This is a genomic window from Curtobacterium sp. NPDC089185, from assembly GCF_040685235.1.
Taxonomy (GTDB): Bacteria; Actinomycetota; Actinomycetes; order Actinomycetales; family Microbacteriaceae; genus Curtobacterium; species Curtobacterium citri.
This window is the reverse complement of sequence record NZ_JBFBHK010000002.1, coordinates 94,794-113,511: the sequence shown is the minus strand read 5'-3', so window position 1 is coordinate 113,511 and position 18,718 is coordinate 94,794. Positions and strand designations below refer to the sequence as shown.

At 70.0% G+C, this 18,718-nt stretch carries 26 protein-coding genes; 1 reads left to right on the top strand and 25 read right to left on the bottom strand.

The annotated features are described in order from the left end of the window. Positions 1-14: 14 nt before the first annotated feature. From AB0N84_RS02460 to infA, 8 genes are all read right to left on the bottom strand, one after another. Positions 15-3,221, bottom strand: a complete 3,207-nt coding sequence (locus AB0N84_RS02460; RefSeq protein WP_363543525.1) for a BTAD domain-containing putative transcriptional regulator — start codon at positions 3,219-3,221, stop codon at positions 15-17. Between the two features lie 9 nt (positions 3,222-3,230). Beyond that, entirely contained in the window at positions 3,231-4,358 is a 1,128-nt protein-coding gene (locus tag AB0N84_RS02455; protein ID WP_363543523.1) for a hypothetical protein, read from the bottom strand. Between the two features lie 155 nt (positions 4,359-4,513). Then, positions 4,514-5,080 (bottom strand): 50S ribosomal protein L17, encoded by a 567-nt coding sequence (gene rplQ / locus AB0N84_RS02450; protein ID WP_289457972.1) that lies wholly within the window; start codon positions 5,078-5,080, stop codon positions 4,514-4,516. Between the two features lie 66 nt (positions 5,081-5,146). Then, complete coding sequence (locus AB0N84_RS02445; RefSeq protein ID WP_069712814.1) at positions 5,147-6,142, bottom strand: DNA-directed RNA polymerase subunit alpha; 996 nt, start codon at positions 6,140-6,142, stop codon at positions 5,147-5,149. Between the two features lie 205 nt (positions 6,143-6,347). Continuing rightward, positions 6,348-6,746 carry a 30S ribosomal protein S11 gene (gene rpsK / locus AB0N84_RS02440; RefSeq protein WP_017885507.1) on the bottom strand — a complete coding sequence of 133 codons (399 nt, stop codon included), beginning with the start codon at positions 6,744-6,746 and terminating at the stop codon, positions 6,348-6,350. Between the two features lie 9 nt (positions 6,747-6,755). After that, positions 6,756-7,130 carry a 30S ribosomal protein S13 gene (rpsM, locus tag AB0N84_RS02435; RefSeq protein ID WP_058728274.1) on the bottom strand — a complete coding sequence of 125 codons (375 nt, stop codon included), beginning with the start codon at positions 7,128-7,130 and terminating at the stop codon, positions 6,756-6,758. 139 nt (positions 7,131-7,269) lie between these two features. Further along, positions 7,270-7,386 carry a 50S ribosomal protein L36 gene (rpmJ, locus tag AB0N84_RS02430; RefSeq protein ID WP_022903266.1) on the bottom strand — a complete coding sequence of 39 codons (117 nt, stop codon included), beginning with the start codon at positions 7,384-7,386 and terminating at the stop codon, positions 7,270-7,272. A 70-nt stretch (positions 7,387-7,456) separates the two neighbouring features. Then, positions 7,457-7,678, bottom strand: a complete 222-nt coding sequence (infA, locus tag AB0N84_RS02425) for a translation initiation factor IF-1 (RefSeq protein WP_017885509.1) — start codon at positions 7,676-7,678, stop codon at positions 7,457-7,459. A 267-nt stretch (positions 7,679-7,945) separates the two neighbouring features. On the opposite strand from infA, the gene AB0N84_RS02420 reads away from it, so the two are divergent. Continuing rightward, on the top strand, positions 7,946-9,241 hold the full coding sequence (locus AB0N84_RS02420) for an LCP family protein (RefSeq protein ID WP_363543520.1): 1,296 nt from the start codon (positions 7,946-7,948) through the stop codon (positions 9,239-9,241). A gap of 72 nt (positions 9,242-9,313) precedes the next feature. On the opposite strand, the gene map is transcribed toward AB0N84_RS02420, so the two are convergent. From map to rplV, 17 genes are all read right to left on the bottom strand, one after another. After that, positions 9,314-10,144: a type I methionyl aminopeptidase gene (gene map / locus AB0N84_RS02415; protein ID WP_363543518.1), complete on the bottom strand. Its 831-nt coding sequence runs from the start codon at positions 10,142-10,144 to the stop codon at positions 9,314-9,316. 9 nt (positions 10,145-10,153) lie between these two features. Further along, complete coding sequence (locus AB0N84_RS02410) at positions 10,154-10,744, bottom strand: adenylate kinase (RefSeq protein ID WP_069712813.1); 591 nt, start codon at positions 10,742-10,744, stop codon at positions 10,154-10,156. After that, on the bottom strand, positions 10,741-12,063 hold the full coding sequence (gene secY / locus AB0N84_RS02405; RefSeq protein ID WP_058728271.1) for a preprotein translocase subunit SecY: 1,323 nt from the start codon (positions 12,061-12,063) through the stop codon (positions 10,741-10,743). The genes AB0N84_RS02410 and secY overlap by 4 nt, the downstream gene beginning before the upstream one ends. A 144-nt stretch (positions 12,064-12,207) precedes the next feature. Then, complete coding sequence (rplO, locus tag AB0N84_RS02400; RefSeq protein WP_220456166.1) at positions 12,208-12,672, bottom strand: 50S ribosomal protein L15; 465 nt, start codon at positions 12,670-12,672, stop codon at positions 12,208-12,210. Next, positions 12,669-12,854, bottom strand: coding sequence for a 50S ribosomal protein L30 (gene rpmD / locus AB0N84_RS02395; protein ID WP_022906355.1), 186 nt, complete (start codon positions 12,852-12,854; stop codon positions 12,669-12,671). The genes rplO and rpmD overlap by 4 nt, the downstream gene beginning before the upstream one ends. Further along, positions 12,854-13,633, bottom strand: coding sequence for a 30S ribosomal protein S5 (gene rpsE / locus AB0N84_RS02390; RefSeq protein WP_259346016.1), 780 nt, complete (start codon positions 13,631-13,633; stop codon positions 12,854-12,856). The genes rpmD and rpsE overlap by 1 nt, the downstream gene beginning before the upstream one ends. Beyond that, on the bottom strand, positions 13,630-14,001 hold the full coding sequence (gene rplR / locus AB0N84_RS02385; protein ID WP_066657014.1) for a 50S ribosomal protein L18: 372 nt from the start codon (positions 13,999-14,001) through the stop codon (positions 13,630-13,632). Before rplR ends, rpsE begins: the two co-directional genes overlap by 4 nt. A gap of 2 nt (positions 14,002-14,003) precedes the next feature. After that, positions 14,004-14,540: a 50S ribosomal protein L6 gene (gene rplF / locus AB0N84_RS02380; RefSeq protein WP_069712810.1), complete on the bottom strand. Its 537-nt coding sequence runs from the start codon at positions 14,538-14,540 to the stop codon at positions 14,004-14,006. Positions 14,541-14,546: 6 nt separating this feature from the next. Continuing rightward, the gene (rpsH, locus tag AB0N84_RS02375) at positions 14,547-14,945 is read right to left on the bottom strand and encodes a 30S ribosomal protein S8 (RefSeq protein ID WP_069712809.1); all 399 of its coding nucleotides are present in this window, start codon (positions 14,943-14,945) and stop codon (positions 14,547-14,549) included. Positions 14,946-15,124: 179 nt separating this feature from the next. Further along, a complete protein-coding gene (gene rplE / locus AB0N84_RS02370) occupies positions 15,125-15,715 on the bottom strand; it encodes a 50S ribosomal protein L5 (protein ID WP_069712808.1) in 591 nt (196 codons plus the stop codon). Beyond that, entirely contained in the window at positions 15,715-16,074 is a 360-nt protein-coding gene (gene rplX, locus AB0N84_RS02365; RefSeq protein WP_069712807.1) for a 50S ribosomal protein L24, read from the bottom strand. The genes rplE and rplX overlap by 1 nt, the downstream gene beginning before the upstream one ends. Positions 16,075-16,077: 3 nt before the next feature. Further along, complete coding sequence (gene rplN / locus AB0N84_RS02360) at positions 16,078-16,446, bottom strand: 50S ribosomal protein L14 (protein WP_017885523.1); 369 nt, start codon at positions 16,444-16,446, stop codon at positions 16,078-16,080. Positions 16,447-16,477: 31 nt separating this feature from the next. Beyond that, positions 16,478-16,762, bottom strand: coding sequence for a 30S ribosomal protein S17 (gene rpsQ, locus AB0N84_RS02355; RefSeq protein ID WP_066657023.1), 285 nt, complete (start codon positions 16,760-16,762; stop codon positions 16,478-16,480). Further along, positions 16,762-17,082, bottom strand: a complete 321-nt coding sequence (rpmC, locus tag AB0N84_RS02350) for a 50S ribosomal protein L29 (RefSeq protein WP_363543512.1) — start codon at positions 17,080-17,082, stop codon at positions 16,762-16,764. Before rpmC ends, rpsQ begins: the two co-directional genes overlap by 1 nt. Beyond that, entirely contained in the window at positions 17,082-17,501 is a 420-nt protein-coding gene (gene rplP, locus AB0N84_RS02345) for a 50S ribosomal protein L16 (RefSeq protein WP_065960031.1), read from the bottom strand. The genes rpmC and rplP overlap by 1 nt, the downstream gene beginning before the upstream one ends. A gap of 2 nt (positions 17,502-17,503) precedes the next feature. Continuing rightward, positions 17,504-18,310, bottom strand: coding sequence for a 30S ribosomal protein S3 (rpsC, locus tag AB0N84_RS02340; protein WP_069712806.1), 807 nt, complete (start codon positions 18,308-18,310; stop codon positions 17,504-17,506). Beyond that, on the bottom strand, positions 18,310-18,702 hold the full coding sequence (gene rplV / locus AB0N84_RS02335; RefSeq protein ID WP_069712805.1) for a 50S ribosomal protein L22: 393 nt from the start codon (positions 18,700-18,702) through the stop codon (positions 18,310-18,312). The genes rpsC and rplV overlap by 1 nt, the downstream gene beginning before the upstream one ends. Positions 18,703-18,718: the final 16 nt, after the last annotated feature.

Genomic DNA, 18,718 nt, shown 5'->3' with positions numbered 1-18,718 from the left:
GACCGCTCGGGTGGTCATGGGGCGCAGGCGGGCAACCGCGCGTCCTCGAGCAGCGTCCGTACCCGCGAGGCGGCCTCGGTACGGTCCCAGCCGGCCGCGGCCGCCTCGGCGTCGGTCATCGCGGCCTCGCCGACGACCTCGACGAGCAGCCGCCGCAACCGGTCGTGGGAGAGGACCGCGAAGTCCTGCCGCGACCCGATCCTCCTGATCGCGCCCCAGCACGCCGCCGCCGTCGCCGGGCGACCCGTCCGCGCGTATGCGACGGCCAGCCCGGCGAGCGCCGTCCCGATCACCGGCATGTCCCGGCGGGCGTCCCGCAGGCGCAGCTGGACGAGGGCCCCGACCCGGATGCGGCGGGCGACCGCTGCCTCGGCAGCCGGGAGGCCCGTGGCGGCACCGCCGGACCGGGCCGCCGCCTCGTCCACCGCCGCGATCCGCGCGGCCCCCGCCATGAGCGCCCAGTGCGCGGCGCTCCCCCGGCCGGGCTGCACGACGTCCCACGCCTCGGTGTACCCGGCGGCGGCCGTCGCGAAGTCCCCCTCGTGGCGGGCGCACTCGGCGGTGATCGCGACCGCCAGGACCGCGATGAGGCCCCGGTCGTCGAAGCCACCCCGACCGCCGGTCGGTCGGTGCCGCAGGTCCGCGGCGATCGACCGGGCACGCTCGACGTCGCCGACCGCGGCCGATGCGAGCCCGACGCTCCAGCCGATCTCGTACAGGTCGTCCTCGGCCCCGAACAGCTCGAGGTGCTCACGTGCGGTGACGGCCGCGGCGAGCGACTCACGGTAGCGGCCGGACTGTGCGAGCAGCTGCGTCAGGGTGGTCGAACCGGTCCCGGTGGTCCAGACGTCGCCGGTGCCCAGCGACAGCTCCTGGGCCCGGCGGGCGAAGCGGAGCGCCTCGGCGGGCTCGCCGGCGTTCTCGGCGAGTGGCGCGCTGAGCAGGTTCCCGAGGCAGGCGAGCGCCGGGGCCGGGTCGTCTCGGAGCCGGGCGAGCAACGCGGTGGCCGGCCCGGGGCGTCCGACGGTGAGCAGGAGCTCGGCGAGCGCGTCGACCACGGGGTGGTCGGCACGGCCGACCCGGTGCAGGCGCCGGAGCCCGGAGACGGCCCGTGCGGTCGTCCGCAGGTCGGAGAACGCCGAGGTGGCGCCGCACAGCACGAGTCCGGTGACGGCGGCCGTGCGGTCTGCCGGGTCCGGCTCGCGGGACCGCAGCGCCGCGACGACGTCGGGTGCGACGGCGACGACCTCGCGGTGCAGCCCGCGCAGGGTCCAGTAGCCGCCGAGTGCGGCGAACACCTGCGTGACCGTCGGGACGTCGTCCGCCCGGAGGGCCCAGCGCAGCAGCGTCACGAGGTTGTCGGCCTCGCGCCGGACCTCGGTGAAGGCGACGAGCTGCTGCGGACCACCCAGGGCGAACACGTTCCGCGTCGACGAGAGCGCACGGCCCCAGGCGGTCATCGCCGTCCGGACCGTCCCGGTCGTGCCGCGATCGGCCAGGCGCGCGGCCCCGAACTCGCGGACGGTCTCGAGCAGCCGGTAGCGCACGGGCTCCCCCTCGACCTCGACGAGCTGCACGAGCGACTGCTCCACGAGCTCGGCGAGGTCGTCGAGCGCGTCCGGCCGCCGGTCGGGAGCCGCCACGGCCTCGACCGCGTCGACCGCCACGCCGTCGGGGAAGAGCGCGAGCCGCGTGAGCAGGTCCTGCGCCCCCGGGTCGAGGAGCCGCCAGCTCCACTCGATCACCGCGAGCAGGGTGCGGTGCCGCTCCGGCGCGCTGCGGTCGCCACCGCGGAGCAGCGCGAAGCGGTCGTCGAGCCGGCGTTCGACCTCGTCGACGGACATGCCGCGGATCCGGGCCGCGGCGAGCTCGATCGCGAGCGGGCTGCCGTCGAGCCGGGTGCAGATCCGGCGCACCGCGTCGACGGGCAGCACGGCACCGGGGCGGGCGGCACGGGCGCGCTCGGTGAAGAGCCGGACGGCCGCACCGTCGGCCTCGACCGGCAGCGGTCCGAGCGGCGCGACGACCTCGCCCGCGATCGCGAGCGGTGCCCGCGAGGTCGTGAGGACCCGGAGGCCCGGCACGGCGGCGAGCAGGTCGGCGGTGCAGCGGGCCACGTCGTGCAGCAGGTGCTCGCAGTTGTCGAGGACGAGCGCCGTCGGCCCGTCGTCGAGGGCCCGGACCACGCGGCCCCACAGGTCGGTGACGACGGCGTCCTGGAGCATCCGCGCCGACCGGACCTCCGCGATCCCGAGCAGCGCACCGAGCGCGGGCAGCAGGTCCTGCCCGTCGCCGATCGGCGCGAGCTCGCACACGACCACACCCGTGGTGGCCGGCAGCGCTCCGGCGACGGCCTGCGCCAGCCGGGTCTTCCCGAGTCCGCCCGGGCCGAGCACGGTGACCAGGCGGTGCTCGTCGAGGAGCCCCGAGACCGCGGCGAGGTCGTCCTGCCGGCCGACCAGCTCGTTCGGCGCGACGCGGAGGCCGACCCGTCGGACCGGGTCGTCGGCGGCCACGGACCGCCGGAGCAGTTCGGCGTTGAGCCGCACCAGTTCGCCGGACGGGTCTGCGCCGAGCCCGTCCGCCAGGCGTTCCCGGTGCGCGGCGAACACCGCGAGCGCCTCGGCCGTGCGGCCGTCCGCGTCGAGCGCCCGCATCGCCCCCGCCGCCGCGGTGTCGTCGTAGGGCGACGCCTCGGCCTCGGCGACCCAGATCGTGGCCGCCGCACCGGTGTCCCCGTCCGCGAGCAGCAGCGCGCCGAGCCGCCGACGCAGGGCGTGCTCGGTCGTCGCGGCCCGGTCGGTCAGCGCGGTGCCGAGGTCGCCGTCGACGTCGGCGCCCGGGCTGCCGCGCCAGCGGTCCAGGGCGTCGCGCACGGTCGTCGGGTCGGCGTCGTGCACGGCCTGTTCCGCGGCCACGAGGTCGATGCCGTCCGGGTCGCCGCCGAGTGCGTACCCCGTGCTCGTCGAGACGACCAGGCCGTCCGCGGTCGTGCGGCGCAGGCGCGAGACGAGGGTCTGCAGCGCGGCCCGGGCGCCCTTCGGCCGGTCCTCGCCCCAGAGCTCGTCGATGAGCGCATCGGTGCCGAGGGCGTGCCCGGGGGCGAGCACGAGCGCCGTCAGGAACGACCGGGCGAGCGCTCCCGGTACCGGGAGCGCGGTGCCGTCCGGACCCGCGACCGTGACCGGTCCGAGGACGGCGACACGGGAGGCGACGGGCACGGCCCGATCCTAGTGAGCGTGGCCGCCGGTCGAGCGGCCGAACGGCCCGGTCTTCGTGTCGACGTCCTCCGTCGCCCGCTTCTCCGACTCGAGGATCCCGCGCAGCGCCACGATCGCACTCGCCGTCACGGTGACGTGCGACGGGTTCGAGCGGCTGGCGTCGAGCGCCTCCTCGAGCCGTGCGATCGCCTCGTCGCCCTCGTCCTCCGGGCAGTCCCCGCGCACCACGCAGGCGACCTGACGCAGCGCCCCGGCCATCGGCTCCGCGAACGCCGGGTCCGGCCGGCCGATGTTGTCGGCCACCGGACCGGACCGTGCCACGAGCTCGGTGAGGTCCGTCGTGTACCAGGCCGCCCGTTCGAGCGCGCGGAAGCGTGCCCCGTCCGTCGCCAGCCGGGCGCGGGAACCACGGAGGGCGCTGCGCGGGTTCATCCGACGACTCTCCTGCGCCACCGAGACCCGGTCCCGGACGTCGGCGATCGCCTTGTCGAGGCGCCCCTGCTGCCGGTCCCAGGCCGCGGTGTCCGGCTCCCCCTTGTCGAGCACGTCCGCGAGGTCGTCGAGGTGCTGCGCGAGCACCGCGTTCACCTGGTCGATGCGACGTTCGGCGTCCCAGAAGTGCAGCGGCGGCACGATCGCGAAGTTCACCGCGAGGCCGATGGCGATCCCGATGGCCATCTGCACGACGTACGCGAACGAGTAGCCCTCGGCGTTGCCGCCTCCGATGAGGAGCACGAACAGCGCCGCCATCGGCACCCAGGAGTACCCCTCGCCGAGGATCCGGAAGCCGCTGACGAGGACACCGAGGCCCACGACCAGCGCCACGGCGACGACCCCGGGGGCGTCCACGAGCATCGTGAAGCCGGCGATCAGGATGCCGAGCGTGATGCCGACCAGCGTCTGCACGCCCGCGCGGATGCCGGCGAACACCGTCGTCCGCATGGCGACGATGGCCCCGAGCGGTGCGTAGTACGGGTACTCGGCGGCGACGCCGGGCGCGTACTTCGCGAGGGTCCACGCGATCACGGCGGCGACCGCGGCCTTGGCCGCGAGGAGCAGGCGCGGTTGCGTCCCCGAGTCGCGGCTCCACTGCCACAGTCGGCGCCCCGCGCCGGTGATCCGTTCTGCTCGTGCCATGACGGGATCACCGTAGGCGCGGTCGGCTGTGAGGGCGGACGGGAGGCGCTGCGCACGACCGGCGCGCGCCTCCCGTCCGCCCGTGGTCGCCTCCGGACGCGACGGAACCCCCGCGACGTGCGTCGCGGGGGTTCCGTCGTGTGGTGGTGCTGGACCTACTTGGCTGCGTCGTCCGACTTGGCAGCGGCGTCGGCCTCGACCTCGGCGGCAGCCGGGGTCTCGGTCTCGGCCTCGACGGGAGCGGACTCCTCGGTCGTCTCGGTCTCGTCGACCGGGGTCTCCTCGGCGGGCGTCTCGTCCGCGACCGGCGCAGCGGCAGCGGCCGGGGCGGCGTCGCGCTTGACCGGGGCGGGCCCGCCCGAGACCGGCTCGAGCACGAGCTCGATCGAGGCGAGCGGCGCGTTGTCACCCTTGCGGAAGCCGAGCTTCGTGATGCGGGTGTAACCGCCCTGGCGGTCCTCGACCTGCGGCGCGATCTCCGTGAACAGCGTGTGCACGACGGACTTGTCACGCAGCTGTGCGATGACGCGACGGCGCGCGTGCAGGTCGCCACGCTTCGCGAACGTGATGAGACGCTCGGCGACGGGACGGAGGCGCTTGGCCTTCGTCTCGGTGGTGGTGATGCGGCCGTGCGTGAACAGGGCGTTGGCGAGGTTGCTCAGGAGCAGGCGCTCGTGGGCGGGGCCGCCACCGAGGCGGGGGCCCTTGGTGGGCTTCGGCATGTCAGTTCTCCAGTGGTGATGGTGGTGCGCACCGACTCATCGGTGCGCGTGCGCGTGAGCGCGAGGTCAGTTGTTGGACTCGTCCTCGTCGTACCCGCTGTAGAAGTGGGCGCCGTCGAATCCGGGGACGGTGTCCTTGAGGGACAGGCCGAGCTCGGTGAGCTTGTCCTTGACCTCGTCCACCGACTTCTGACCGAAGTTGCGGATGTTCATGAGCTGCGTCTCCGACAGGGCGACGAGCTCGGACACCGTGTTGATGCCCTCCCGCTTGAGGCAGTTGTAGCTGCGGACCGACAGGTCGAGGTCCTCGATCGGGGTCTGCAGCTCGTTCGAGAGCACCGCGTCGACCGGCGCGGGGCCGATCTCGATGCCCTCGGCCGCCGTGTTCAGCTCGCGGGCGAGACCGAACAGCTCGACCAGCGTGCGGCCTGCCGACGCGATGGCGTCGCGCGGCGTGATCGCCGGCTTCGACTCGACGTCGACGACCAGGCGGTCGAAGTCCGTGCGCTCACCGGCACGCGTCGCCTCGACGCGGTAGGTGACCTTGAGGACCGGCGAGTAGATCGAGTCGATCGGGATCTGACCGGCTTCGCTGAACTCGGAACGGTTCTGCGTCGCCGACACGTAGCCGCGGCCACGCTCGATCGTCAGCTCGAGCTCGAACCGCGCGGTGTCGTTCAGGGTCGCGATGACGAGGTCCGGGTTGTGGATCTCGACGCCGGCCGGGGCGGAGATGTCCGCCGCGGTGACCTGACCGGCACCCTGCTTGCGCAGGTACGCGGTGATCGGCTCGTCGTGCTCGCTGGAGACGACGAGGCTCTTGATGTTGAGGATGATCTCGGTGACGTCTTCCTTGACACCGGGGACGGTGCTGAACTCGTGGAGGACGCCGTCGATGCGGATGCTGGTGACAGCCGCGCCGGGGATCGAGGAGAGGAGCGTGCGGCGCAGCGAGTTGCCGAGGGTGTAACCGAAGCCCGGCTCGAGCGGCTCGATGACGAAGCGCGAGCGGTACTCGGAGATCGACTCCTCGGTCAGGGTGGGGCGCTGTGCAATGAGCACTGTGGGATTCCTTTCGGCGGAGTGTCCGCTATATGACACTCGGCGGTACGACGGGGCCGACCGGGCCCCGACGGGTCTGTTGAGTTGTGATCACGCGGACGGGCGGACCGGAACGGCCCACCGCCCGCGATCGAACGACCAGGAATGGCCGGCCCCGCTCGCCCCGGTCAGGGGACGAGCGGGGAACGGCCGGTTGCTCCTCGCGTCAGACGCGGCGACGCTTCGGCGGGCGGCAGCCGTTGTGCGCCTGCGGGGTGACGTCGTTGATCGAACCGACCTCGAGGCCGGCGGCCTGCAGGGAACGGATCGCGGTCTCGCGACCCGAGCCCGGGCCCTTGACGAAGACGTCGACCTTCTTGACGCCGTGCTCCTGCGCCTGACGCGCAGCGGACTCGGCGGCGAGCTGCGCCGCGAACGGCGTCGACTTGCGCGAACCCTTGAAGCCCACGGCACCCGAGGACGCCCAGCTGAGGACGGCACCCGACGGGTCGGTGATGCTGACGATGGTGTTGTTGAACGTGCTCTTGATGTGGGCCTGGCCCACGGCGACGTTCTTCTTCTCCTTGCGACGCGGCTTGCGCGCGGCAGTCTTGGGGGTAGCCATGATGATCTCCTATCGGGCCTTCTTCTTGCCTGCCACGGTGCGCTTCGGTCCCTTGCGGGTACGCGCGTTGGTCTTGGTGCGCTGACCACGCACCGGGAGACCACGACGGTGGCGGAGACCCTCGTAGCTACCGATCTCGACCTTGCGGCGGATGTCGGCGGCGACCTCGCGGCGGAGGTCACCCTCCACCTTGAAGTTGCCCTCGATGAAGTCACGGAGGGCGACGAGCTGGTCGTCGGTCAGGTCCTTGACGCGGATGTCACCGGAGATACCGGTCTCGGCGAGTGCCTGGACCGCGCGGGTACGGCCGACGCCGTAGATGTACGTGAGTGCGATCTCCACGCGCTTCTCGCGCGGGATGTCGACGCCTGCTAGACGTGCCATGTGCTGGCTGCTCCTGTTGTCGATGGAGGTCTGGCGCAGTACCGGTGCCCGGGCCTCCGCCCCGAGGTGTCCCCCGCGGCCGGAGCCACGGGATCTGGTACTGCGTGTTCAGTGTTGAGTTGTGGGTCCTGCTGGGAGCTCAGCCCTGGCGCTGCTTGTGGCGCGGGTTGCTCTTGCAGATCACCATGACGCGGCCCTTCCGGCGGATCACTCGGCAGTGCTCGCAGATGGGCTTGACGCTGGGGTTGACCTTCATGGTTGTTTCCTCGTGCTCGCTGGCTTCGTGCCCGGCGGGTTCGCCGAGCCGTTCCTTTCCAGCTCGCGGATCACTTGTAGCGGTAGACGATCCGGCCGCGGGTCAGGTCGTACGGGCTCAGCTCCACGATCACGCGGTCCTCGGGGAGGATGCGGATGTAGTGCTGGCGCATCTTCCCGGAGATGTGCGCGAGGACCTTGTGTCCGTTGGTCAGCTCAACGCGGAACATCGCGTTGGGCAGAGCTTCGAGCACCGAGCCCTCGATCTCGATGACGCCGTCTTTCTTGGCCATAGCCTCACTGTCGCTTGGTTGGATTACCGGTGTGATCCCCGAGCCGGTCTGCGGGTCGGGCGCCACGCCGAAGGGCATGGCACACCAAAGGTCGATCCTATGTGATGGCGGCGGTATTGCCAAGTGCCGGCTCCCTCCGGCCGCGCGCCACGAGGCTGAGTGTTCCCCAGTGGACCGTCGGCGACTTCCCGGTTCCCCGCTCCGGGTCCGCCCGTAGCCTGGCGATCGACGTCCGTCCCCCGCGCCGGACCACCGATCGGAGTCCCCGTGCCCCACGCACCACGCCGTCCCCTCGCCCGTCACGGCCGCCTGCGCCGCCACCGCGGCTGGGGCACCGCACTGGGCCTCGTGGCATCGGCCCTGGCGGTCGTCCTGGTCAGCGGGACGAGCGTCGCGGCGATCGCCGGCGCGCAGCTCGCCGCGGCACCGCACACGGTCGAGCTGAGCTCGGACGACCAGGACACGGCGAAGACCGCCGACATCACCGCGATCAAGGGCGGCGCGAACATCCTGATCGTCGGGAGCGACACCCGGATCGGGCAGTTCGACTCCGACGAGAAGGTCGAGGGTGCCCGGAACGACGTCACGATCCTCGTCCACATCTCCCAGGACCACCAGCAGCTCACGGCCGTGAGCTTCCCGCGCGACCTCGAGGTGCCGATCCCGGCCTGCACGAACCCCGAGACCGGGACGACCTACCCGGCCTCCGACGGCGAACTGCTCAACGAGTCCCTCGGCCACGGCGGGCTCTCCTGCGTCGTCGACACCGTCGAGAACCTGACCGGCCTCACGATCCCCTACGCCGGGCTGATCACCTTCGACGGCGTCGTCTCGATGTCGAACGCCGTCGGCGGCGTGGACGTCTGCGTGGCCAAGCCCATCGACGACACGTACACCGGCCTCCAGCTCTCGGCCGGGCAGCACACCCTCGCCGGGCAGGACGCCCTCGCCTTCCTGCGCAGCCGTCACGGTGTGGGCGACTCGAGCGACCTCGCCCGCATCAGCTCGCAGCAGGTGTTCCTCTCCGCCCTGCTGCGCAAGGTGACCTCGGACGGCACCCTGTCGAACCCGGTCACGCTCTACAAGCTCGCCGGCGCCGCCCTCGGCAACATGACGCTCTCCGACGGGCTCGCGCAGACCCGGACCCTCGTCGGCCTCGCCTCCACCCTCCGCGGGATGAGCACGGCGAACATGCTGTTCGTGCAGTACCCGGTGGTCGACGACCCGCAGGACAGCGCGCACGTGCTCGTCTCCACGGACCCCGCGCACGCGCTCAACGTGGCGCTGCAGGAGGACCGGAGGACGTCGTTGTCCGACTCGACGACCGGGCGGGCCTCGGAGGAGTCCCCGACGGCCGGCAGCACGCCGACGCCGAGCACCGGCACCGCTCCGTCCACCGGCACGGCACCGTCGAGCCAGTCGCCGGCGACCGGCACCGCGCCGTCGAGCAGCACGGGGTCGGGCGGCAGCGGGACGACGACGACCGCTCCGAGCGCGACGCCGCTGCCGTCGAGCATCTCCGGACAGGCCGCGTCCGAGCAGACCTGCACGGTCGGGAACTGACACCTTGCGGAGGGTCCCCGCCGTTCCACGGCGGGGCGCGCCTCCAGGCCGGTGCGACCGGGGGGACTCGCGCTACGTGATCGGGACGGGCGTGACGCCGAGCGGCACGAGGCCGGAGGCCCCGCCGTCGGTGGCGGTCAGGACCCAGATGCCGTCCGCGTGCACGGCGACCGAGTGCTCCCAGTGCGCCGCGTCCGAACCGTCGAGCGTGCGGATCGTCCAGTCGTCGTCGTCCGTCGAGCTGTCGATCGTGCCGGCGGTGATCATCGGTTCGATCGCCACCACCAGACCGGGCTTCACCGCCGGACCCGCACCGCGGACCCGGTAGTTGAAGACCGGCGGCTCCTCGTGCATCGAACGGCCGATACCGTGCCCCGTGAAGTCCTCGACGATGCCCCACGCACCGGTCTCGTCGACGGCGTCCTCGACGACCGCGCCGACCTCGTTCAGGGAGCGCGCGTGGGCGAGGGCCGCGATGCCGTGCCACAGCGCTCGCTCGGTCGTGTCGGAGAGCGTCTGGCGCGCCGCGGCCAGCGGGGCGTCACCACCGGGCAGCACCGTCGTGAACGCGCTGTCGCCGTTCCACCCGTCGACCTCGGCACCGGCGTCGACCGACACGATGTCTCCCGGCTGGAGCACGCGGTCGCCGGGGATCCCGTGCACGATCTCGTCGTTCACCGAGACGCACAGCGTGTGCCGGTAGCCCGGCACGAGCTGGAAGTTCGGGATGCCGCCGCCGTCGCGGATCGTCCGCTCGGCGATCGCGTCGAGCTCACCCGTGGTGACCCCCGGCCGGAGCGCCTCCCGGACCGCGGTGAGGGCGGCCTCGGTCAGCAGCCCTGGACGGACCATCGCCCGGAGTTCCTCGGGGGACTTGTAGATCGACGGCTTCCGACGGCGCACGACGAGGACTCAGACGCCCGCGGTGAGCCCGCGGGACGTCAGGGCCGCCTGGATGCGGTCGCCGACCTCGTCGATGCCGCCGAGGCCGTCGACGTCCACGACGAGCCCGCGCTCCGCGTAGGCCGCGACGATCGGCGCCGTCTGCTCCGTGTACACCTGCTGACGACGACGGATGGTGTCCTCGTTGTCGTCGGTGCGACCCTGGTCCTGGGCGCGCTTGAGCAGGCGCTCGACCAGGGCGTCCTGGTCGGCGACGAGCTGCACGACGGCGTCGATCCCGGTGCCCTGCTCGGCGAGGAGCGCGTCGAGGTACGCCACTTGGCCGACGGTGCGGGGGTAGCCGTCGAGCAGGAAGCCCTGCTCGGCGTCCGCCTCCGCCAGACGGGACTTGACGAGCTCGTTGGTCAGCTCGTCCGGCACGTAGTCGCCGGCGTCCATGATCGCCTTCGCCTGCACCCCGAGCGGCGTGCCCTCGGAGACGTTCTTGCGGAAGATGTCACCCGTGGAGATCGCGGGGACGCCGAAGCCCTCCGCGATGCGACCGGCCTGGGTGCCCTTCCCGGCTCCGGGAGGTCCGACGATGATGAGACGTGCGCTCAACGGAGAAGCCCTTCGTAGTGACGTTGCTGCAGCTGCGAGTCGATCTGCTTCACGGTCTCGAGACCGACACCCACGATGATGAGGATGCTCGCGCCACCGAACGGGAAGTTCTGGTTCGCGCCGAACAGCGCCAGTGCTGCCAGCGGGATGAGCGCGATGAGACCGAGGTAGAGCGAGCCGGGCAACGTCACCCGGGTCAGGACGTAGTCGAGGTACTCGGCCGTCGGACGACCGGCCCGGATGCCCGGGATGAAGCCGCCGTACTTCTTCATGTTGTCGGCGACCTCTTCGGGGTTGAAGGTGATCGCGACGTAGAAGTACGTGAACCCGACGATGAGCAGGAAGTACAGGACCATGTAGAACCAGTTGTCACCCGAGGTCAGGTTGTTCTGGATCCAGGTCACCCACGCGGCCGGCTCGGTGCCGTCGGAGGGCTGGTTGAACTGCGCGACCAGGGCCGGCAGGTAGAGCAGCGACGAGGCGAAGATGACGGGCACGACGCCGGCCATGTTCACCTTGATCGGGATGTACGTGTTGTTGCCGCCGTAGGTGCGACGACCGACCATGCGCTTGGCGTACTGCACGGGGATGCGCCGCTGCGACTGCTCGACGAACACGACGGCCATCATGATCACCAGGCCGACGAGGATCACGAACAGGAAGAGCTCGAAGGACTGCGACTGCTCGATGGCCCAGAGCGCCGACGGGAACTGCGCCGCGATCGACGTGAAGATGAGGAGCGACATGCCGTTGCCGATACCGCGCTCGGTGACGAGCTCGCCCATCCACATGATGAGGCCGGTGCCGGCGGTCAGCGTGACGACCATGAGCATGATCGCGTACCAGCTGTCGTTCGAGATGATCGACGAGCAGGACGCCGAGGCGTTCGTGCCGAACAGGGCGCCGGAGCGGGCGACCGTGATGAGCGTGGTCGACTGCAGCACACCGAGCGCGATCGTGAGGTAGCGCGTGTACTGCGTCAGCTTCGCCTGGCCCGACTGCCCCTCCTTGTAGAGGGCGTCGAAGTGCGGGATCACGACGCGCAGGAGCTGCACGATGATCGACGACGTGATGTACGGCATGATGCCGAGCGCGAAGACCGAGAGCTTCAGCAGCGCGCCGCCGGAGAACAGGTTGATCAGGTCGTAGAGGCCGCCGGAGGACGACGCGCTGGCGAGGCAGCTCTGCACGGCGGCGTAGTCGACGAACGGTGCGGGGATGTACGACCCCAGGCGGAACAGCGCGATGATCGCGAGGGTGAAGCCGATCTTCTTCCGAAGATCTGGGGTGCGCATGATGCGCGCGACCGCTCTGAACACGAGGACTCCGAACTTCTGGGACCGCGCGACCCGACCGGGCGTCACGGTTCGGTCAGCAGCGCCGACCAGGCCGTCGGACGACGGCCACTGTCAAGGAAACCGTAACGGCGGCCCGTGCGCAAACGCACGGGCCGCCGACGGGGGTTACTGGGAGACGGTGCCGCCAGCAGCCGCGATCTTCTCGGCGGCGGACGCCGAGACCTTGTCGACCGAGACCGTGAGCTTCACGCTGATGTCACCCTGACCGAGAACCTTGACCTTCTCGTTCTTGCGGACGGCGCCCTTGGCGACCAGGTCCGCGACGGTGACGTCGCCACCGTTGGGGTAGAGCTCCGCGATCTTGTCCAGGTTCACGACCTGGTACTCGACACGGAACGGGTTCTTGAACCCGCGGAGCTTCGGGGTGCGCATGTGCAGCGGCATCTGCCCACCCTCGAAGCCGACCTTGACCTGGTAACGAGCCTTCTGGCCCTTGGTACCACGGCCGGCGGTCTTGCCCTTGGAGCCCTCACCACGGCCGACACGGGTGCGGTCCTTCTTGGAACCGGCAGCCGGGCGGAGGTGGTGCAGCTTCAGCACCTGGACCCGCTCGTTCTTCTCGTCGCTCATGCGTCGACCTCCTCGACCTTCACGAGGTGCGCGACCGTCGCGACGTACCCGCGGTTCTGGGCGTTGTCCTCACGCAGGACCGTACGGCCGATGCGCTTGAGGCCCAGGCTGCGCAGGGTGTCGCGCTGGTACTGCTTCTCGCTGATAACGGACTTCGTCTGCGTGATCTTCAGCATCGCCATCACGCACCTGCCTTCTCGGTCGCGGCACGCAGTGCTGCGGCCTCGGCCTGGAGCAGACGCGCCGGGACGACCCGGTCGACGTCGAGGCCACGACGGCTGGCGACGGCGCGGGGCTCCTCGAGCTGCTGCAGCGCCGTGACCGTCGCGTGCACGATGTTGATGGTGTTCGACGAGCCGAGCGACTTGCTCAGGACGTCGTGGATGCCCGCGCACTCGAGCACGGCGCGGACCGGACCACCGGCGATGACACCGGTACCGGCAGCGGCCGGACGCAGGAGCACGACACCGGCAGCGGCCTCACCCTGGGTGGGGTGCGGGATCGTGTTGCCGACGCGGGGGACGCGGAAGAAGTTCTTCTTCGCCTCCTCGACGCCCTTCGAGATCGCGGTGGGGACTTCCTTCGCCTTGCCGTAGCCGACACCGACGAGGCCGTTGCCGTCACCGACGACGACGAGCGCCGTGAAGCTGAAGCGACGACCACCCTTGACGACCTTCGAGACGCGGTTGATGGTCACCACGCGCTCGAGGAACTGGCTGTCGCCACCGCGGTTGTTGCGGTCGCGGCCCTGCTGACGGTCACGCCCGCCGCCACGACGGCCGCGCTGGTCGGCGTTGTCGCGGTTGTTCGACGCGGAACCCGCGGCGGTCTCGACCGGACGCTCGGCGACGGCGGCGGTGTCCGCCTCCTTGCCGGTCGTGGCCTTGGCCTCGGTCGTCGCCTCGGCCGCAGGAGCGGTCTCGGTCTCGGCCGCTTCGTTGTTGTTCGCGATGTCGCTCACAGGTTCAGCCCTCCTTCACGGGCACCATCGGCGATCGCGGCGACGCGACCGGCGTACTTGCTCCCACCGCGGTCGAAGACCACGGCCTCGACGCCGGCAGCCTTCGCACGCTCGGCGACGAGCTCGCCGATGCGACGGGCCTTGGCCGTCTTGTCGCCGTCGAACGAACGGAGGTCGGCCTCCATCGTCGACGCACTGGCCAGGGTGTGGCCCTTCGCGTCGTCGATGACCTGGACGAACACGTGACGCGACGACCGGGTGACGGCGAGACGCGGACGCGCCTCGGTGCCGGTGATCTTCTTGCGGAGACGGTTGTGACGGCGCGCCTTGGCGGCCGACTTGCTCTTTCCTCGGATACCGAGAGCCATGATCACTTACCTGACTTTCCGGCCTTGCGGCGCACGATCTCGCCCGCGTAGCGGACACCCTTGCCCTTGTAGGGCTCGGGCTTGCGCAGCTTGCGGATGTTGGCAGCCACCTCGCCGACGGCCTGCTTGTCGATGCCCGACACGGTGAGCTTGTTGTTGCCCTCGACGGCGAAGCTGATGCCCGCCGGCGGCTCGACCGTGATGGGGTGGGAGTAGCCGAGCGCGAACTCGACGTTCGAGCCCTTCGCCGCCACGCGGTAACCGGTGCCGACGACCTCGAGGCCCTTGGAGTAGCCCTGGGTGACGCCGACGATGTTGTTCGCGATGAGGGTGCGGGTCAGGCCGTGCAGGGCACGGGACTCGCGCTCGTCGTCCGGGCGCGTGACGAGGACCTGGTTCTCCTCGACCTTGGCCTGGATGGGCTCAGCGATGACGAGCGAGAGCTCGCCCTTCGGGCCCTTGACCGCAACGGTCGAACCGTCGACGGAGACGGTCACGCCGGCGGGGATGTCGATGGGAAGACGTCCGATACGAGACATTGTCGGTCACCACACGTAGGCGAGGACTTCCCCACCCACGCCCTTCTGCTCGGCTTCACGGTCGGTGAGCAGTCCCGACGAGGTCGAGAGGATCGCCACGCCGAGGCCACCGAGGACCTGGGGGATCTCCGTCGACTTCGCGTACACCCGGAGACCGGGCTTCGAGACGCGCTTGATGCCGGCGATCGAACGCTCGCGCTCGGGGCCGTACTTCAGGTCGATCGTGAGGGTCTGCCCGACGCGGGCGTCCTCGATCTTCCACTCGCTGATGTAACCCTCGCGCTTGAGGATGTCGGCGATGTTCTTCTTCAGCTTGGAGCTGGGCAGCGAGACGGCGTCGTGGTGCGCCGAGTTCGCGTTCCGCAATCTGGTCAGCATGTCTGCGACCGGATCGGTCATCGTCATGATGGTCGTCCATTCTTCGCCTGGTTTCGACACCCGTTCCACGAATGCCGACCTGAGCGATCGGGTGGTCTCCGAGCGGTTCCCGGAGACCTGGAGGCCGGCGGCTCACGCCGACGGCCGGTGTTCGTGCGTGCGGGCCGGAGGACGTGAATCCTCCGGCCCGCAACGCCCGGACTATCTTAGACCGTCTGGTCGGCCGAACGGAACGGGAAGCCGAGCTGGCGGAGCAGCGCGCGGCCCTCGTCGTCCGTCTTCGCGGTGGTCACGACGGTGATGTCGAAGCCACGCACGCGGTCGATGCGGTCCTGGTCGATCTCGTGGAACATCGACTGCTCCGTGAGACCGAACGTGTAGTTGCCGTTGCCGTCGAACTGCTTGTCGCTCAGGCCGCGGAAGTCGCGGATGCGGGGCAGTGCGAGGGTGACGAGGCGGTCGATGAACTCCCACGCACGGTCACCACGGAGGGTGACGTGCGCGCCGATGGCCTGGCCCTCACGCAGCTTGAACTGCGCGATGGACTTGCGGGCCTTCGTCACGACCGGCTTCTGACCCGTGATCGCCGTGAGGTCCTTGACGGCCCCCTCGATGATCTTCGAGTCACGAGCCGCCTCGCCGACGCCGGTGTTCACGACGACCTTGACCAGGCCGGGGACCTGGTTGACGTTCGCGTACCCGAACTGCTCGGTGAGAGCGGTCTTGATCTCGTTCTTGTACTTCTGCTTGAGGCGCGGCTCGACCTTGGTCGCCGGCGCGGCAGTCGTGTCGGTCATCAGAGCTTCTCACCCGACTTCTTGGCGTAGCGGACGCGGACGGTCTTCTTGACGCCGTCCTTCTCCACCTCTTCGATGCGGAAACCGACGCGCGTCGGCTTCTTGGTCTTCGGGTCGACGATCGCGACGTTCGAGACGTGGATCGGAGCCTCGTGCTGCTCGATGCCGCCCGTCTTCGAACCACGCTGCGTCTGGCCGACGCGGACGTGCTTCGTGACGAAGTTCACGCCCTCGACGACGACCCGGTTCTTGTCCTTGAGGACCTCGATGACCTTGCCCTGCTTGCCACGGTCGCCGCCGCGCTCCTGCTTGGCGCCCGTGATCACCTGGACGAGGTCGCCCTTCTTGATGTTCGCCATGGCTTACAGCACCTCCGGCGCGAGCGAGATGATCTTCATGAACTTCTTGTCACGGAGCTCGCGACCGACCGGACCGAAGATGCGCGTACCGCGCGGGTCGCCGTCGGCCTTGAGGATCACTGCCGCGTTCTCGTCGAACTTGATGTAGGAGCCGTCCTGACGACGGGTCTCCTTCTTGGTGCGAACGATGACCGCCTTGACGACGTCACCCTTCTTCACGTTGCCGCCGGGGATGGCGTCCTTCACCGTGGCGACGATGACGTCACCGAGACCGGCGTAGCGACGACCCGAGCCACCGAGCACGCGGATGGTCAAGATCTCCTTGGCACCCGTGTTGTCGGCGACCTTCAGGCGGGATTCCTGCTGAATCACTGCTGTCTCCTATTCCGAAGCAGGCCGGGGCCTACTTGGCCTTCTCGAGGATCTCGACCAGGCGCCAGCGCTTGGAGGCGCTGAGGGGACGGGTCTCGCTGATGACGACGAGGTCGCCGACACCGGCGGTGCCGAGCTCGTCGTGCGCCTTCACCTTGGACGTGCGACGGATGATCTTGCCGTAGAGCGCGTGCTTCACGCGGTCCTCGACCTCGACCACGATGGTCTTGTCCATCTTGTCGCTGGTCACGTAGCCGCGACGCGTCTTGCGGTAGCCGCGGGTCGAGGCGGCGGAGTTGTTCTCTTCGTTCGCCATCAGTTCTCCTCGGCGGTGACGGCCTCGGTCGACTCGGCGGGCTTGTCAGCCTTCTTCGTCGTCTTCTTGGCCTTGGTGGCGGTCTCGACGGGCGCGGGGGTGGCACGGATGCCGAGCTCGCGCTCGCGGAGGACGGTGTAGATGCGTGCGATGTCGCGCTTGACGGCACGGAGACGGCCGTGGCTCTCCAGCTGGCCGGTGGCCGACTGGAAGCGGAGGTTGAAGAGTTCCTCCTTGGCCTTCTTCAGCTCGTCAGCGAGACGCTCGTTCTCGAAGGTGTCGAGCTCCGTCGGACGGAGCTCCTTGGAACCGATCGCCATTATGCGTCGCCCTCCTCGCGCTTGATGATGCGTGCCTTGAGGGGCAGCTTGTGGATTGCACGGGTCAGCGCCTCGCGAGCGATGTCCTCGCTGACGCCGGAGAGCTCGAAGAGCACACGACCCGGCTTGACGTTGGCGACCCACCACTCGGGCGAGCCCTTACCGGAACCCATGCGGGTCTCAGCCGGCTTCTTGGTGAGCGGGCGGTCCGGGTAGATGTTGATCCAGACCTTGCCGCCACGCTTGATGTGACGCGTCATGGCGATACGAGCGGACTCGATCTGACGGTTGGTCACGTAAGCGGGGGTCAGCGCCTGGATGCCGTAGTCACCGAACGACACCTTGGTGCCACCGGTCGCCTGGCCCGAGCGCTTCGGGTGGTGCTGCTTGCGGTGCTTGACTCGACGGGGAATAAGCATGGTTACGCCTCAACTCCTGCGCCGGCCGGCGCGTCCTGCGGGGCCTGCTGCTGACGGCCGCCGCGGTCGCCGCCACGGCGGTCCCCACGGTCGCCGCGCTCGCCACGCGGGCCGCCACGACGCTCGGGGCGCGACGAACGCTGGTTCGCCTGCTCGCGAGCGAGCTCCTTGTTCGTGATGTCGCCCTTGTAGATCCAGACCTTCACGCCGATGCGGCCGAAGGTGGTCCGAGCCTCGTAGAAGCCGTAGTCGATGTTCGCGCGGAGCGTGTGCAGGGGCACGCGGCCCTCGCGGTAGAACTCCGAGCGCGACATCTCGGCGCCGCCGAGACGACCCGACACCTGGATGCGGACACCCTTGGCGCCGGCGCGCTGTGCACCCTGCAGGCCCTTGCGCATGGCGCGACGGAACGCGACACGAGCGGAGAGCTGCTCGGCGATGCCCTGCGCGACGAGCTGGGCCTCGGTCTCGGGGTTCTTGACCTCGAGGATGTTGAGCTGGATCTGCTTCTTGGTGAGCTTCTCCAGCTCGCTGCGGACGCGCTCCGCCTCGGCGCCGCGGCGACCGATGACGATGCCCGGACGCGCCGTGTGGATGTCCACGCGGACGCGGTCGCGGGTGCGCTCGAGCTCGATGCGGGCGACACCGGCGCGGTCGAGGGTCTTCTTCAGGTACTCGCGCACCTTGATGTCCTCGGCCACGTAGTCGGCGTAGCGCTGACCGGCCTTCGTGCTGTCGGTGAACCAGTGCGAGACGTGGTCCGTCGTGATCCCGAGACGGAAGCCGTACGGGTTGACCTTCTGGCCCATTACTTGCTCGCCTTCTTGCTCGTCGCGGCGACCTCGGCCTCTTCCGGCGTCGCGAGGACGACCGTGATGTGGCTGGTGCGCTTGTTGATGCGGAAGGCGCGGCCCTGTGCACGCGGCTGGAACCGCTTCAGGGTCGTGCCCTCGTCGACGAAGACGCGGCTCACGTAGAGGTCGCGCTCGTCGAGGAAGCTGTTCGTGCCGTCCGCCTTGACGCGTGCGTTCGCGATCGCCGAGGCGACCAGCTTGTACACGGGCTCCGAAGCGGCCTGGGGGGCGAACTTCAGGATGGCGAGGGCCTCGTGGGCCTGCTTGCCGCGGATCAGCTCGATGACGCGACGGGCCTTCTGAGGCGTGACGCGGATGTGTCGCACGCGTGCGATCGACTCCACCATTTCGTTCCTCCTCTTC

Excerpts from the sequence above, each read along its gene's own strand:
- rplF (WP_069712810.1), bottom strand. The coding sequence starts at position 14,540 with ATGTCTCGTATCGGACGTCTTCCCATCGACATCCCCGCCGGCGTGACC.
- rplQ (WP_289457972.1), bottom strand. The coding sequence starts at position 5,080 with ATGCCGAAGCCCACCAAGGGCCCCCGCCTCGGTGGCGGCCCCGCCCAC.
- rplV (WP_069712805.1), bottom strand. The coding sequence starts at position 18,702 with ATGGTGGAGTCGATCGCACGCGTGCGACACATCCGCGTCACGCCTCAG.
- rpmC (WP_363543512.1), bottom strand. The coding sequence starts at position 17,082 with ATGGCGATCGGTTCCAAGGAGCTCCGTCCGACGGAGCTCGACACCTTC.
- rplX (WP_069712807.1), bottom strand. The coding sequence starts at position 16,074 with ATGGCGAACATCAAGAAGGGCGACCTCGTCCAGGTGATCACGGGCGCC.
- rpsC (WP_069712806.1), bottom strand. The coding sequence starts at position 18,310 with ATGGGCCAGAAGGTCAACCCGTACGGCTTCCGTCTCGGGATCACGACG.
- rplE (WP_069712808.1), bottom strand. The coding sequence starts at position 15,715 with ATGACCGACACGACTGCCGCGCCGGCGACCAAGGTCGAGCCGCGCCTC.
- rpsH (WP_069712809.1), bottom strand. The coding sequence starts at position 14,945 with ATGACGATGACCGATCCGGTCGCAGACATGCTGACCAGATTGCGGAAC.
- rplR (WP_066657014.1), bottom strand. The coding sequence starts at position 14,001 with ATGGCTCTCGGTATCCGAGGAAAGAGCAAGTCGGCCGCCAAGGCGCGC.
- rpsQ (WP_066657023.1), bottom strand. The coding sequence starts at position 16,762 with ATGGCGAACGAAGAGAACAACTCCGCCGCCTCGACCCGCGGCTACCGC.
- rplO (WP_220456166.1), bottom strand. The coding sequence starts at position 12,672 with ATGAGCGACGAGAAGAACGAGCGGGTCCAGGTGCTGAAGCTGCACCAC.
- rpmD (WP_022906355.1), bottom strand. The coding sequence starts at position 12,854 with ATGGCGATGCTGAAGATCACGCAGACGAAGTCCGTTATCAGCGAGAAG.
- AB0N84_RS02455 (WP_363543523.1), bottom strand. The coding sequence starts at position 4,358 with ATGGCACGAGCAGAACGGATCACCGGCGCGGGGCGCCGACTGTGGCAG.
- rpsM (WP_058728274.1), bottom strand. The coding sequence starts at position 7,130 with ATGGCACGTCTAGCAGGCGTCGACATCCCGCGCGAGAAGCGCGTGGAG.
- rpmJ (WP_022903266.1), bottom strand. The coding sequence starts at position 7,386 with ATGAAGGTCAACCCCAGCGTCAAGCCCATCTGCGAGCACTGCCGAGTG.
- rpsK (WP_017885507.1), bottom strand. The coding sequence starts at position 6,746 with ATGGCTACCCCCAAGACTGCCGCGCGCAAGCCGCGTCGCAAGGAGAAG.
- rplP (WP_065960031.1), bottom strand. The coding sequence starts at position 17,501 with ATGCTTATTCCCCGTCGAGTCAAGCACCGCAAGCAGCACCACCCGAAG.
- infA (WP_017885509.1), bottom strand. The coding sequence starts at position 7,678 with ATGGCCAAGAAAGACGGCGTCATCGAGATCGAGGGCTCGGTGCTCGAA.